Consider the following 13657-nt stretch of genomic DNA (forward strand, 5'->3'; position numbering starts at 1 on the left):
TCCTGGTTCGTTTTCCTCATCAGAGCGATTTTACCATACCTCCGTCGATCAGAAGTGTCGATCCGGTGACATAGGTGTTGGCTTCGGACGCCAGGAAGGCCACAACCCGGGCGAATTCCTCCGGACGACCGTAACGGCCCAACGGGATCGCCGCCTCGAAGGAACGGCGCACCTCCTCCACCGGGACCCCTTCCATGCCCGCCTTGGCCTGATCCAATTCCCTCACCCGGTCGGTGTCGATCCGTCCGGGGCAGACCGTGTTGACCAGGATGCCCCGGGGACCCAGTTCTTCGGCCAAGGTTTTCATCAACCCGGCCACCCCCGCGCGCATGGTGTTGGAAAGGATCAAGCCGGGAATGGGTTGCTTCACCGAAGAGGAAGCGATGGCCAGAATGCGCCCTCCCCGGGGCATGTGAGGCAACGCGGCGCGAATCAGCCGAACGACGCTCAGCAGGTTGGTCTCGAAGGCTTTTTGCCACGCCGCGTCATCGAAGGATTCCAGGGTTCCCCCCGGCGGTCCTCCGGCATTGCACAGCAGAATGTCGATCCTCCCCCAGCGATCCGCCGTTTCCCGGACCACCCGATTAATATCCTCGGGCTTCGAAACGTCCGCCTCAAACGCGGCCACATCCGCTCCGGTTTTCCCGGCGATTTCCGCCGCGGCCAGCCGGATTCTGTTCTCGTCCCGGCTGCACATGGCCACATGGGCTCCCTCTTCCGCCAGCTTTTCGGCGATGGCGCGTCCCAGGCCGCGGCTGGCCGCCGTCACCAGCGCGACTTTCCCCTTGAGTCCGAGATCCATTGGGCATCCTCCCTTCGATCAAAAGCTGTGATCCGTCGCGGCAAAAGTTCAGCTCACCATGTATCCCGCAATTTTTACGATTTTGCGCACCTGCGGATTTTCGAGATTCACTTGGTATCCATAATAAATGTTTCCGTCCACCACGATTTCATATGGTTCCAGATAGCGACCCCGGATCATCTTGCCGAACAACTGGTTGACTTCCGCTTCATCGATGTGAAATCTGCGCATCAGGTCCTTTTTGATCCAGTTGCTTCCGTAACTTTTTCCCGCATTGTTGGGATCCTGATACCATTCGTAAATCTGGATCACCGCATTTTGGAGCATCCGGTCCAGCCGGGACAAATTTTGCATCTGGGGAATATTGAGGAATTCGAACAAATTGTGCACCTGATCGCAAAACTCGGGCATCGGGGAAGACTTGGACAGGCTTTCGTCAAAGAGGCAAAACAGCTCGACGCGCTTGCCCCGCGACCACAAGCGGTCCAACAGCGGAACCATGTCCTGATCGGCGCTGACGATCACAAAGGTGGTGACGTCGGGAACCCGGTATAAAACCTCCATCGCATCCAGACACAATTGGATATCGGCGGCATTTTTCCGCTCATCCCCTCCCCTCCCGTTGCCGTACACCTGATGGACGTGCACCCGTTTCCGCTGCAGGCTTGTCATCGACAGATCAAGCCGTTCAAAATCCGCATAGGCTTCGATCATCCGGATGGCCCGTTTCCCGTAATGCTCCTGAAGGCGCAAAAAAAGATTGTGGCTCGGTTCGGGATGATCGGGATCGAGATGATACTTTTTAAGTCCATAATAAACATTCTCTAAATCAATGAAAATGGCAATATGCTTGTCTGCTTCCATGTAATCAATCCTCCATCCCCCTCTTTCATCATAATGCATGTTTACTTCTACATATCAAATGGGGAATCCTTTTTATATCCGGACGGCTTCCGGGGAATCCCGCAAGATGCCCCGGCAGCTGTGAAGGGGTGGAAAACACGCGTGAAAAAGCGATGGTTGTACGGGCTGATCGCCGTCACTCTGCTCAGCGCCGGCGCGCATTATCTCAGCGAAAACGAATTGATCCGCTTCGCCTGCTCCGGCCTGTCGCTCCTGCTTTGGGCCGCCCTGATGGGAAAGGCCACGGAAAACGTCGCCCACTACGCCGGCGAACGCCTCGGCGGCTTTCTCAACGCCACCTTCGGCAACGCGGCCGAGCTGATCATCGCCGTCTTTCTGGTCAAAGAGGGACTCTTCGACATGGTGAAGGCCAGCATCACCGGTTCCATCATCGGCAACATGCTGCTGGTGCTGGGGCTGAGCCTGCTGTTCGGAGGACTCAGGTACAAGACCCAGAGCTTCAACCCCATGTTGGCGGGCCACAACGCCTCCCTGATGCTGCTTTCCGTCATCGCCCTGTTCATCCCCGCGGCCTTTTTGAACGAATTGGAATCGGGGGAAATCCAACTTCTCAGCCTCATCATCGCCGGCGTTCTCATCCTCTGCTATTTTCTCTGGCTGCTGTTCTCCCTGGGAACCCACCGGAAGGAATTGGGGGACTCCCTGGACGGCCTGCCCGATTCCGGGGAAGGCGACCCACCCCGGAAAGAAGCATCTCCCGACTGGTCCCCGGGCGTTTCCCTCTTTCTTCTGATCCTCTCCACCGCCCTGGTGGCGATTCAGAGCGAATGGCTGGTGGGCAGCGTGGAGGGCGTCGCCCACGCCTTGGGCTGGTCGGATCTGTTCATCGGGGCCTTCGTCATCGCGGTGATCGGAAATGCCGCGGAACACAGCGCCGCCGTTTTTCTCGCCATGAAAAACCGGATCGGAGCGGCCGTGGAAATCGCCATCGGCAGCAGCCTGCAAGTGGCCCTCTTCGTCTCCCCTGCGCTGATTTTCATCAGCCTCCTCTTCGGCAAGCCGATGGATCTCGTCTTCACCGGCTACGAGCTGGCGGCGGTCGCCGTCGCCGCCTTCATCGCCAAATCGATCTCCCGGGACGGCTCCACCAACTGGTACGAAGGCGTCCTGCTCCTGTCGGTGTACGTCATCCTGGGAACCGCCTTTTTTGCGGTGGACTGAAGAAATCGAGCAGCCGGCCGGGGCGGAAGGCTCTTCCGATCCCCGCCGACAAATTCGAAAAACCGCCAAGGGGCGGTTTTTCGCTGCTCAGGAGGTTTCCTCTGATGGCGCGGGCTCGCCGTGGATCACTTCGTCGATGGCCCGGGCTTCTTTCCCTTCACCCAAAGGGTCCCTTTCGTAAATCACCTCGTCGGCGGCAAAGGGGGCTTCACCCCCATCGCGACGAATCACTTCGGGAAAGCTTCGGTCGCGACCCATTCCCTTTCACCTCCGGCGGATTCGGCAAAGCGTGATGCTATCCTTAATATGCATCCGCCCCCCGAATCTAAACGCCGGGTTCGGAATCCGCCCGGTTCAGTCGGGCAGCGGCCCGATATAGACGGCATCGGGGCGTATCAAACGGTTGTGCTCCGCCTGTTCCATGGCGTGGGCCGCCCACCCGACAATTCGGCTGCAGATGAAGGTAGGGGTGAACAGTTCCCTCGGCAGGCCGACGGCGCGAAAAAGGGCGGCGGCGTAATATTCCACATTGGTGCGGATGCGCCTGCCCGGCTTATACTCTTCCAACAGGCGCAGGGCTTCCTCCTCCACCCGCACCGCCAGGCTGAGCCAAGGCTCCCCGGCGGCCAGGCGGACGGCGATTTCCCTCAGGGCCGCCGCCCGCGGATCCTCCGTCCTGTAGATCCGATGGCCAAACCCCATCAGCCGTTCGTTCCGCTCCAGCCGCTCGCGGATCCACGGCTTGATCCGCTCTTCCGTGCCGATTTCATCCAGCATGCTCTCCACCCCCGCGGGCGCCCCGCCGTGTAGAGGTCCCTTCAGCGCCCCGATCGCCGCCACGACGGCGGAAATGAGATCGGAACGGGTGGAGGTGACCACCCTTGCGGCGAAGGTGGAGGCGTTCATGCCGTGTTCCGCCGTCAGAACGAAGTAAGCCTCCAGGGCCCGGACATGGGCGGGGGAAGGGACCTCGCCCCGCAGAAGATACAGGTAGTGGGCCACATGGGACAGATCGGGCCGGGGCGCCGGCGGCTCGGTGCCGGCAAGGTGGTGACGGCGAAAGGCGATGATCGAAGGCAGAAGGGCCGCGATGCGGATCGCCTGCTCCGGGGTGGGCGGTCCTTCGAAGGACGCATCCCCCATCGCGGACACCGCCGTCCGGAGAACGTCCGTCATCTGCACCTCCCGGGGGATGGCGGCGATCAAACCCTTGAGGTATCCCGGCAAAACGCGCGCACCCGCCCACTGCCGGCGAACCGCCTCCCTTTCGTCGGGATCGGGCAGGGTGCCGTTCCACAAAAGAAAAGCCACCTCTTCCGGAGAGCGGGTGCGGGCCAAATCCTCCGCCCGGTGACCCCGGTAGATCAGCCGCCCCCTTTCCCCATCCACAAGGGAAATCTTTGTTTCCGCCGCCGCGACGCCTTCCAATCCCGGTTTCATGTCCATTTCTTCCACCTCCAATATCGTCAATCCAATTCCAACATACCGAAAGGATTGTAAAAATACAATTTTATTGTTATTATCAATTTGATAAATTATATTTATTGAAAGGGCAATCCCCATGAATTTCCAGCAACTGATCACCTTTTTGGAAGTGGCCAAGAGGCGGCATTTTCGGAAAGCGGCCGAACACCTGCGGCTCACCCAGCCGGCCGTGAGCGCCCAAATCCGGGGATTGGAGGAGGAGTTGGGAGTCCCCCTTATCCAGCGGAACCCCTTCGCCCTCACTCCCGCGGGCAAGGCGTTCATCCCCTATGCCAAGCAGATTCTCGCCCTGACGGAAGAAGGGAAGCGGGCCGCCCTCGATTCCGGCAACAGCCTTCCGGAGGAGGTGACCGTGGCCATCTCCTCCGGCGTCGCTCTGCCCATCCTGTCCCGGCTCCTCAAATATTTTCGCCAGGAACATCCGCGGGCCCGCATCACCATCCGCACCAAAAAACGAAGCGAATTGATCCGGGGATTGCGGGAGGGGGAAGTGGATGTCGGCATCGTATGCGGCATCCCGGAAAGCCGGCACATCCGCTCGCGGGTGATTCACTACGACACCCTCACTTTGGTTGCTCCGGCGGATCACCCGGTCGCGCGCGTCCCGTATTTTCCCCTGGAGCGGCTCGCCGACATTCCGCTTCTGTCCCTCTCCGCGGACACGGAGGAACAGCAGTTGATCAGCCGCCTGTTGGGAGCCCGGGGGATCGATCCTCCCGTCGCCGTCGAACTAAGGAGCGTGGAAGAGATCCTGCGCATGGTGACCCTGGGATTCGGCCCGGCGCTGGTTCCGAAGCTCGCCCTGCAGGGGGCGGAGAATTCGGGAATCCGGGAGGTGCGAATTGCGGGTCTGGAAGTCCAGTGGCCCGTCACGCTGGTGGTCCCCTTGCAGCGGATTCTCTCCCCGGGGTTCCGCCAGCTGATGGACGATATTTGCGGCATTTATCCCTCGGAGCCGGAGGAATAAACGGGCAATCGACAAACCTCGAAGAAGGGAGAGGTGCCTTGATCTTTTCGCCCGGGGAAGCGCAAACCGGGCAAGTGACGCGGATGGAAAAAATCGTTCAGGTCGATCTGCCGAAAAAGGCCTGCCCCTAGAGGATACTTATGAGTGCAGGAAAACATCCATCGCGAAGAGACTTCCGCAAAACTGCTCACGGATCGTCCCGTCCGCCCCTTGATCACTCCTTCCGGCACGGCATACTGAAGGCCCCGAAAGAAGCCAATGATCCGGGTGTCCCGCTCCCCGCCCAACCGTTTCCATCGCGGTCTCACCCGTTCACCCCTTCCGCGGCGCGCGCCGCAGCAACGGGAGCCATCCCGACAGGCAGACCACAACCCCCAAGCGAACGCAAGGATTCCAAAAGCGGCGGCCGAAATGACTTTGGTTCCCATCGATCGCTATGCGACCCGTGATCGGGAAAACGGGAAAAACCCACGTTGGCTCGCCACGAGAGAGGCCATTGCGGCCGGTGAGGTCACGATAACCGCGCCACGCCGGACGATCCAGTCGACATCGCGTCCGGCGACACGTCAAACAGCCCATACGGCGCCGCATATAATGCCCGTCGTCAGAATCCCGGGCTGCCGCATCGAATCGACGACAAACATCATCCATCCCGCTTCTTCCCCCGCCGCGCCGATCAAGAATATGGCGAAAAAGAAAAAAGGACCGGGCAGACGGCAAACAACCCCGCCGGCATGAGAAAGGCGCCTGCAGGGACTTTGCTCCGGACCGGCCGAAAGCGATCAACCGTTTTCTTTTTTCCAAAAGTGAAGAGGCACATAAGCAAAACACATGAGACAACTCAGGAGGCGGCCAGATCGCCAGGGACTCCTTCCAGGCCACAGGCCGAGGAAAAAAACAAGCGAAAAAAAAATAGGGATGCCTTTCGAGGCGCAGACATCCGCACGGAACGCAACTTCCTCTCGCATCGCCGCGGGTTCAATCCCCGGCAAACCTTCCCCGGTTTCCGAAAACCTCTTCAAGCCCGAAAGACAGCCGAATCCATCGCGTCCCCGGACGGAAAATCCTTCGCACGGCTGGGCGGATATCCGGTCCGAAACCGGTCTGTAGGGGTCGGCAGGAAGCCGCGGAGGCCTGGAAAACCGGGGCGATCCTCTTTCAAATTTTTCCCGGGCGCCGGAGAAGGGACGGGATCATTCAAAAATAAAAAAGACTCCCGGCACTCGTTCGGAGTCTTCAGTCCGCACAACATGCACCGAAAAATCATCCCCGCTCCGGCAACAAGGATTCCGACCGGCGGGGGAAAAGGCGCTGCCCGACTTGTCTCGCCAATCTATCTCTCACCAGGGGAGGGAAGGACTTTCGTGTAAAGGTCGGCCAGTTTCTGTTCGAGTTCGTGGATGATTTCCCGTCCGTCCTCCCTCGTGATCAATCCCGCGCGAACGGCAAAATCGATTTCGCGGGAGAGACCGAACATCTGGGTGTCCAACACTTCTTCGTAAAGCGGACATTTGGGCGCTGTCAGGTTTTCCAGCTGAACAGCGATCAATTGCTGGATCTTTTGGGCGTCCTCCCGCAGCAACTGCAAGGCGCGCTGACTTAAATCAACCTGAGTCGGCGTCCGCAAACCAGATCCCCCCATCCACCGCTGATCAACGGTTTGGAGAACGATGCACCGGCTGTTGACGTCGTTCCCTTCACCGCTTGCCATTCGTGTCCCCTCTGTCAACAGCCTCAGAGGATTCGCTTTTTTTCAGTTTAACACGTTCCTGTAAGCTTTGCAAAGAAAGGGGGAAAAGTATCGTTTGGTTTCCATCCGCCCCGAAAGGGCTTTTTCCGCTCCCTCACCGTTCGGACGCTCCCTCCCGTCGCTTCCCTAAAAAATGCTCAGCCCCAATTTTTTTGAGAAATCCTCCAGCAGCCGGGTGCCGGTGATGCTGTTTCCCTTTTTGTCCAGGGCGGGACCGAAAACCCCGATTCCCATCCGCCCCGGAACCAGAGCCAGGATTCCCCCCGATACGCCGCTTTTGGCTGGAATTCCCACGCGGATGGCAAACTCCCCCGACGCATTGTACATCCCGCACGTCACCATAAAGGTTTTGGCCAGCCGGGCGATGTCTTCGGGGATCACCCGCTTCCCCCGCAGGGTCACCCCGTTTTGGGCGAGACACAGCCCCATGCGGGCCAGGTCGATGCAATCCACGCAAATGGAGCATTGCCGGAAATAGATATCCAGCGTCTCCTCCACCTCATCGATGACCCCGCACCCTTTGAGAAAATACGCCAACGCCCGGTTGCGGTCGGCGGTGTCCCTCTCGGACCGGTAGACGGCCCGGTTCATGTCGATGTCCGGATTGTCCGCCATCTCCCGAACCAGATGAATCACGCGCTCCGCCCGTTCTTCGACGGTTCTTCCCCGGATCAGCGAACTGACGACGATGGCGCCGGCATTGATCATCGGATTGAGGGGTTTGGCTTCATCGGCAATCTCCAATTTATACAGGGAGTGAAAGGGATCCCCGGTGGGCTCCATGCCCACCTTCGAAAAAACCCCCTCTTCCCCGTGGTCCATCAGGGCCACCATCAGGGATACCAGTTTGGAAATGCTCTGCAGGGTGAAGCGGGTGCGATAGTCCCCGGCGGCATGCACCTCCCCCGCCGGGTCGACCACGGCCACCCCCAGCTGCCGGGGATCCTGTTTGGCCAGTTCCGGTATGTATTCCGCCACTTTTCCCTCCCGCGCGGCGGGACGGTGTTTCTCCACCAGGGATTCCAACATCGTTTGCATGATTTCCCCCCTTCGTCTCGCTGCTTCGCCCCTTTTATTCTTCTCCGCCCGCCGGTCAGGTATAATGGAGAATGGTTGAAAAACGGAAAGGTGGAGGAATCCAGCGATGAATGACGTCATTCTGATTACCGGAGCCGTCACCTATCAGATCAACCTCGATCCCACGGTCTGGATTTTCGATGACCGGAAACGGGAGATGAGCCAGTGGTTTCCCGGCGTGGAGGGGTGGGGAATGCAGCTCGGCCCCTTCCTGGAAAACGCCCAGCCGGATCCGAAAGCCACCCACGTCATCTGTCACCAATCCACGGGGAACAAGGTGACGATCTCCATGGATCAAGCCCGCAGCGCCATCCTTCGGTTCAGCCGCGACGGCAAGCCGATCCGGCCCGACGGACCGGCCCTCCTTTACCTGGCCGACGGCAGCAACGTGGATCAACCGATCGGCTATTTGACCCGGCTGGAGGTGATTTGCGCGGAAAAGCCCCTTGACGATCCCAAATGAGATCGGCCAAGGGGCACTGGTGCCGGCGAATTTCCGGTCATTTGTCAATCGAGGATGTAAAAGGTGGCGGTGGAAAGGGCGATCCGCCTTCCCCCGCCGTCAAAAATCTCACACTCCCCGACCGCCAGGCGCCGGCCCCGGTGGATCAAGCGGGCCCGGGAAACCAGCTCCCCGCCCTTTCCGGGCCGGAGATAATTGACCTTCATCTCGGCGGTGACGGCCCGTTTCCCCCCAGGGAGGCTCTTGTTGATCAGCGAGCCGATCGTGGAATCCGCCAGGGAAGCGATGATTCCCCCGTGGACGCTTCCTCCCCGGTTCAGCATGAACGGCGTGACCGGCAACCGGAACTGATACACGCCCTCTTCGACGAACTCGCCGGAAAGGCCCAAAAAGCCGGAAAGATAGGCGCTTCCCCGCTCCCGCTTCTGCCGGATCGCCTGCAGCGTCAGCCGGAGGAGGGTCCGTTCCTCTTCCGTTCCCGCCTCAGCCACCCGCCTCAGCTCATCCCAAAGCTCCAACCGCCATCCCTCCCGGACATAAAAAGAGAAGCCCTGTCGCCCGCGGGGCTTCCCTTCCCTCCTCAAGTGCTTTTATTCTTCAGAGTTCCTTTTCCGCAGCCGCCGCCAGCTCCGTCAGGCAGTTTCGGCAGATGTTCTTGTTGCGGAACACGATCATATCCTTCGATTGACCGCAAAAAAGGCAAGACGGGCTGTATTTCTTGAGCACGATGCTGCTCCCGTCCACATAAATTTCCAACGGATCCCGGACGTCGATGCCCAGGGTTCGCCGCAATTCCACCGGGAGCACGACCCGGCCCAGCTCGTCCACTTTTCTTACGATCCCCGTCGCCTTCATCATTGAAACCTCCTAGCAGCCGAATAGTTCTCTGTTGATATTTACCATCCCTAACTGATATACCACTCTTAGCTTAAGGGTTAACCCGCCGCACTTCCAGCGGAAATGTTTTACATTGGTATGTAAATTATTTCCTATTTAAAATTAGGGGAGGATTTTGCAGAAATCGATTAGAATATAACCATCAGGCAATTTTGCTTCTTATCCGATTTCAACCAATTGTTGAAGCGAGGTGAACCGCTTGCTGGACATCATCAACAAGATCAACGAATATGTATGGGGATGGCCGACCCTTGTCCTGTTGGTCGGAACGGGCGTTTTCCTTTCCTTCCGGCTTGGTTTCCTTCAATTTTCCCAGCTTCCCTACGCCCTGAAACTGGCCTTCAGCCGGCACCAGGACAAGAAATCAAAGGGGGACATCTCCCATTTTTCCGCCCTGATGACCGCCTTGTCGGCGACCGTCGGCACCGGTAACATCGCCGGGGTGGCCACCGCCGTCACCATCGGGGGACCGGGTGCCCTGGTCTGGATGTGGATCACGGCCATTTTCGGAATGGCCACCAAATACGCCGAGGCGATCCTCGCCGTCAAATACCGGGTGACCAACGAGCGGGGGGAAATGTCCGGCGGTCCGATGTATTACATCGAGCGGGGCCTGGGCATGAAATGGCTGGCGGTCCTGTTCGCCCTGTTCGGGTCCGTGGCCGCCTTCGGCATCGGCAACATGGTGCAGTCCCACTCCGTCGCCTCCGCTTTTGAGGAGACCTTCGGCATCGCGCCCTGGATCACCGGCCTGATCCTGACCGTCTGCACCGCCCTGGTGCTCATCGGGGGCATCCAGTCGATCGGCCGCGTCTCCAACTATCTGGTCCCCTTCATGGCGCTGTTCTACATCGCCGGAGGAATGGTCGTCATTCTGCTCAATCTGGACAAACTGCCGTCGGCCTTTGCCCTCATCTTCTCCGACGCCTTCACCGGGCAGGCCATGGCGGGCGGCGCGATCGGCACCGTCATCAAGATGGGCGTGGCCCGCGGACTCTTCTCCAACGAGGCGGGTCTCGGTTCCGCCCCCATCGCGGCCGCGGCCGCCAAGACCGACTATCCGGGCCGGCAAGCCCTGGTCTCCATGACGGGAACCTTCCTGGACACGATCGTCGTCTGCACCTTTACGGGGCTGACCATCGTGATGACCGGCGCCTATCTGGATTACAAACCGGGAGTCCTCGAAGGGGCCCAGGTGACGGTGGCCGCCTTCGACAGCGCCCTGCCGGTGGCGGGAGGGCTGATCGTCACGCTGTCGCTGATTTTGTTCGCCTACTCGACGGTGCTCGGTTGGTCCTATTACGGGGAAAAATGCTTCACCTACCTGTTCGGCGACCGCATGACCATGCCTTACCGCTCCGTCTTCGTCCTCTTCGTCTTCATCGGTTCCCTGTTGAAGATCGACTTGGTATGGGCGGCCGCCGACATGATGAACGGCCTGATGGCGGTGCCCAACCTGATTGGTCTGCTCTTCCTCTCCGGCGTCGTCGTCTCCGAAACCCGTTCCTTCCGCGAGCAACTCAAGAAGGAACGCCTGGAAGCGGAAAAGGCCTCTTCCACCGGTTGAAGCGGCTTTTGCAAAACACCCTCTCCGGAGACCGGAGAGGGTGTTTTGTTTGTACCGGTTCCTTTCACCGGGTTGCCCCGTCCCCCGCCGTCCATCTTAAGAAAAGACGGAGGCCGCCCAAACCCAGGAGGGAAAATCCGCCCAAAGCGGCAAACCATCCGATGAAGCCGACAACCCTCAACCAGTAGGGATCATCGGTGTGGGAAATCAACCGGATCAGCGGCCCCTCCTCTCCATGGACCAGAGAAATGTGAGCCGGGCTCAGCGAAAAACTGAGGAGCAAGGCGAGGAAAAGGGAAAAAAGCACCCCCGCCAAAATCATCGCACACCACGGACGACGGATGTCCCTCACTCCCTTGACAATTTTTTCAAGAATCAGCCGAAAAACCGGCCGCTCTCCCATATATATTCAATCTTCCGCCAAATTCCACGGTCCTTGCGGCATATGACAAATCGCCGCCCATATCCCCAAGGCGGCGCCGAAATCCAGCGAAGAGCCAGCCCCCGCCGGGGCGGCCGTCGCCCCATCCCCCTCCGGCCCCGGGAAGATCTGGCGCAAACCATGTGCACGCTCCTCTTCAAGCGGATTTTTCCGGAGCACGCCGCCGGCAAGGACCCTTCCGGATGACGACGGCCGATAACGCAAAGGGCACGGGATGAACATCCCGTGCCCGCAAAAGACCTTTTCAGGGTGCGGGAAGGTATGTACCGCGCGATTTCTTTCCGCATCCCTTTTTGGTAGTCCGCCGTCTCACCCCTTCAGATTTTCCGGGTTCAGCGGCTCCAGTTCCGGCACCACGAACCGGCCGTCCTTGCGGATCAGTTTCCCGTCGAACCAGATTTCTCCCCCGCCGTATTCCGGGCGCTGAATCGACACGAGATCCCAATGGATGGCCGAAGAGTTGCCGTTGTTGCACTCCTCGTAGGCGGAACCGGGAGTGAAGTGGAAGCTGCCGTCGATTTTCTCGTCAAACAAAGTGTCCTTCATCGGGTGAAGAATGTAGGGGTTGAAGCCCAGGCTGAACTCCCCGATGTAGCGGGCACCCTCGTCGGTGTCCAAAATTTTGTTCAGCCGTTCGGTGTCGTTGGCCGTCGCGCTTACGATCTTCCCATCGCGGAATTCGAAACGGATGTTTTCAAAGGTGAATCCCTGGTAAACGCTGGCCGTGTTGAAGGTGATCACCCCGTTGACCGAATCGCGGACGGGCGCCGTAAACACCTCGCCGTCGGGAATGTTGTACTGTCCGGAGCACTTGATGGCGGGCATCCCCTTGATGGAGAAAGTGAGGTCGGTTCCCGGACCGACGATCCGCACCTGATCCGTACGCTCCATCAGCTCCACCAGCGGATCCATCGCCCGGTCCATCTTGGCATAGTCCAGGGTGCACACGTCGAAATAAAAATCCTCGAAGGCCTCCTGGCTCATCTGGGCCAACTGCGCCATCGAAGCGTTGGGGTAGCGCAGGACCACCCAGCGGGTGTGCTTGACCCGCTGTTCCTTGTGAACGGGCTTGTTGTACAGCTCCATCTGCAACTGCATTTTGTCCGCCGGCACGTCGGCGGTTTCGTTGATGTTGTTGCTGCCCCGGATCCCGATGTAGCAATCCATCTCCTTCATCCGCACCAGATCGAACCGGGCCATCTGGTTCATATGCTCCTCGCTGGTTCCCAGAAGCAGCGCCCGGGACAGCGTTTGATCGCGCAGTTCCACGTGGGGATATCCCCCCGCCGCATAAACTTCCGACACCAAGGCCCTGGCCAGCTCGTGGCCGGCATCGAACACCTCGATCAACACCTTGTCGCCCTTTTTGACCCGGCAGGAATAATTCACCAACAAATGCGCCAATTTTGCTATTCTGGGATCTCGCATAAACAAACCCCCTTGTGATGAATTCCGCTGACTATTTTATCACTGAAAGGGGATGATTTACATCCGGGACCGACGGATTGGAAAATGTGATATGCTTACCCTGTGGGAGAATCTCCGGGGAAAAAAGGAGGGAAAGCCGTGTTCGTGCTGCAAAAGGCGGAAGGAAGCCGGGAAGAACGTTATGAACACCTGCTGAAGCAGGCGGAAAGCCTCCTGGAAGGGGAACGGGACTGGGTGGCCAATTTGGCCAACGCCGCGTCCCTTTTGTACTTCTCCCTCGAACAGGTAAACTGGTGCGGCTTTTACCTGCTCAGGGGCGGAGAGCTCCTTCTGGGACCGTTCATGGGAAAACCCGCCTGTGTCCGCATTCCCCTGGGGAAGGGAGTCTGCGGAACCGCCGCCGCCCGGCGTGAAACCCAGGTGGTGCCCGACGTGTTTCAATTTCCCGGCCACATCGCCTGCGACGCCGACTCCCGTTCCGAAATCGTCGTGCCGATGATGCCGGAAGGCCGCCTCGTGGGCGTGCTGGACATCGACAGCCCGGTGAAAAACCGGTTTGACGCCCTGGACCAGAAATACCTGGAACAATTTGTGGAGAAGCTCATCCGGCACATCGACTGGAGCCCCGTGAAGTAAACAAAAGCCCCTCCGCAATCCCGGAGGGGCTTTCGTGCGAAGGCCACCTGAGAAGGCG

General features: G+C 59.1%; 15 protein-coding genes. 5 read left to right on the forward strand and 10 right to left on the reverse strand.

All coding sequences use genetic code 11. The annotated features are described in order from the left end of the window. Positions 1-19: 19 nt before the first annotated feature. Together BM063_RS06990 and BM063_RS06995 are read right to left on the reverse strand one after the other, a co-directional pair. Positions 20-802, reverse strand: a complete 783-nt coding sequence (locus BM063_RS06990) for an SDR family oxidoreductase (protein WP_092037289.1) — start codon at positions 800-802, stop codon at positions 20-22. Positions 803-850: 48 nt separating this feature from the next. Continuing rightward, positions 851-1666: an NYN domain-containing protein gene (locus BM063_RS06995; protein WP_177199032.1), complete on the reverse strand. Its 816-nt coding sequence runs from the start codon at positions 1664-1666 to the stop codon at positions 851-853. Between the two features lie 141 nt (positions 1667-1807). Between BM063_RS06995 and cax the strand changes: the two genes are divergently transcribed. After that, positions 1808-2887, forward strand: coding sequence for a calcium/proton exchanger (gene cax / locus BM063_RS07000; RefSeq protein ID WP_245752134.1), 1080 nt, complete (start codon positions 1808-1810; stop codon positions 2885-2887). An 87-nt stretch (positions 2888-2974) separates the two neighbouring features. Here the strand turns inward: cax and BM063_RS17610 are convergent, their stop codons facing one another. Next, positions 2975-3145: a hypothetical protein gene (locus BM063_RS17610; RefSeq protein ID WP_177199033.1), complete on the reverse strand. Its 171-nt coding sequence runs from the start codon at positions 3143-3145 to the stop codon at positions 2975-2977. Between the two features lie 96 nt (positions 3146-3241). Beyond that, entirely contained in the window at positions 3242-4333 is a 1092-nt protein-coding gene (locus tag BM063_RS07005; RefSeq protein ID WP_092037295.1) for a citrate synthase/methylcitrate synthase, read from the reverse strand. Positions 4334-4448: 115 nt separating this feature from the next. Between BM063_RS07005 and BM063_RS07010 the strand changes: the two genes are divergently transcribed. Further along, positions 4449-5339: a LysR family transcriptional regulator gene (locus BM063_RS07010; RefSeq protein ID WP_092037297.1), complete on the forward strand. Its 891-nt coding sequence runs from the start codon at positions 4449-4451 to the stop codon at positions 5337-5339. A gap of 1333 nt (positions 5340-6672) precedes the next feature. On the opposite strand, the gene BM063_RS07020 is transcribed toward BM063_RS07010, so the two are convergent. Beyond that, entirely contained in the window at positions 6673-6981 is a 309-nt protein-coding gene (locus tag BM063_RS07020; protein WP_092037430.1) for an Fpa/YlaN family protein, read from the reverse strand. A 234-nt stretch (positions 6982-7215) separates the two neighbouring features. Further along, entirely contained in the window at positions 7216-8127 is a 912-nt protein-coding gene (gene glsA, locus BM063_RS07025; RefSeq protein ID WP_092037302.1) for a glutaminase A, read from the reverse strand. A gap of 106 nt (positions 8128-8233) precedes the next feature. Here glsA and BM063_RS07030 point away from each other — a divergent pair, with 106 nt between their 5' ends. Further along, positions 8234-8629 (forward strand): molybdopterin-binding protein, encoded by a 396-nt coding sequence (locus BM063_RS07030; protein WP_092037305.1) that lies wholly within the window; start codon positions 8234-8236, stop codon positions 8627-8629. A gap of 44 nt (positions 8630-8673) precedes the next feature. Here the strand turns inward: BM063_RS07030 and BM063_RS07035 are convergent, their stop codons facing one another. Next, the gene (locus tag BM063_RS07035) at positions 8674-9147 is read right to left on the reverse strand and encodes a PaaI family thioesterase (protein WP_092037432.1); all 474 of its coding nucleotides are present in this window, start codon (positions 9145-9147) and stop codon (positions 8674-8676) included. A 79-nt stretch (positions 9148-9226) separates the two neighbouring features. Beyond that, positions 9227-9487, reverse strand: coding sequence for an AbrB/MazE/SpoVT family DNA-binding domain-containing protein (locus BM063_RS07040; protein WP_281246685.1), 261 nt, complete (start codon positions 9485-9487; stop codon positions 9227-9229). Between the two features lie 238 nt (positions 9488-9725). On the opposite strand from BM063_RS07040, the gene BM063_RS07045 reads away from it, so the two are divergent. After that, entirely contained in the window at positions 9726-11093 is a 1368-nt protein-coding gene (locus BM063_RS07045; RefSeq protein ID WP_092037310.1) for an alanine/glycine:cation symporter family protein, read from the forward strand. 64 nt (positions 11094-11157) lie between these two features. Here the strand turns inward: BM063_RS07045 and BM063_RS07050 are convergent, their stop codons facing one another. Then, positions 11158-11496: a hypothetical protein gene (locus tag BM063_RS07050; RefSeq protein WP_092037312.1), complete on the reverse strand. Its 339-nt coding sequence runs from the start codon at positions 11494-11496 to the stop codon at positions 11158-11160. 348 nt (positions 11497-11844) lie between these two features. Continuing rightward, positions 11845-12963: an aminopeptidase gene (locus tag BM063_RS07060; protein ID WP_092037314.1), complete on the reverse strand. Its 1119-nt coding sequence runs from the start codon at positions 12961-12963 to the stop codon at positions 11845-11847. 138 nt (positions 12964-13101) lie between these two features. On the opposite strand from BM063_RS07060, the gene BM063_RS07065 reads away from it, so the two are divergent. Next, a complete protein-coding gene (locus BM063_RS07065; RefSeq protein ID WP_092037316.1) occupies positions 13102-13599 on the forward strand; it encodes a GAF domain-containing protein in 498 nt (165 codons plus the stop codon). The last annotated feature ends 58 nt before the right edge of the window (positions 13600-13657 follow it).

Source organism: Planifilum fulgidum (assembly GCF_900113175.1).
Lineage (GTDB): Bacteria > Bacillota > Bacilli > Thermoactinomycetales > DSM-44946 > Planifilum > Planifilum fulgidum.

Excerpts from the sequence above, each read along its gene's own strand:
- BM063_RS06990 (WP_092037289.1), bottom strand. The coding sequence starts at position 802 with ATGGATCTCGGACTCAAGGGGAAAGTCGCGCTGGTGACGGCGGCCAGC.
- BM063_RS06995 (WP_177199032.1), bottom strand. The coding sequence starts at position 1,666 with ATGGAAGCAGACAAGCATATTGCCATTTTCATTGATTTAGAGAATGTT.
- BM063_RS17610 (WP_177199033.1), bottom strand. The coding sequence starts at position 3,145 with ATGGGTCGCGACCGAAGCTTTCCCGAAGTGATTCGTCGCGATGGGGGT.
- BM063_RS07005 (WP_092037295.1), bottom strand. The coding sequence starts at position 4,333 with ATGGACATGAAACCGGGATTGGAAGGCGTCGCGGCGGCGGAAACAAAG.
- BM063_RS07010 (WP_092037297.1), top strand. The coding sequence starts at position 4,449 with ATGAATTTCCAGCAACTGATCACCTTTTTGGAAGTGGCCAAGAGGCGG.
- BM063_RS07020 (WP_092037430.1), bottom strand. The coding sequence starts at position 6,981 with ATGGGGGGATCTGGTTTGCGGACGCCGACTCAGGTTGATTTAAGTCAG.
- glsA (WP_092037302.1), bottom strand. The coding sequence starts at position 8,127 with ATGCAAACGATGTTGGAATCCCTGGTGGAGAAACACCGTCCCGCCGCG.
- BM063_RS07030 (WP_092037305.1), top strand. The coding sequence starts at position 8,234 with ATGAATGACGTCATTCTGATTACCGGAGCCGTCACCTATCAGATCAAC.
- BM063_RS07040 (WP_281246685.1), bottom strand. The coding sequence starts at position 9,487 with ATGATGAAGGCGACGGGGATCGTAAGAAAAGTGGACGAGCTGGGCCGG.
- BM063_RS07050 (WP_092037312.1), bottom strand. The coding sequence starts at position 11,496 with ATGGGAGAGCGGCCGGTTTTTCGGCTGATTCTTGAAAAAATTGTCAAG.
- BM063_RS07060 (WP_092037314.1), bottom strand. The coding sequence starts at position 12,963 with ATGCGAGATCCCAGAATAGCAAAATTGGCGCATTTGTTGGTGAATTAT.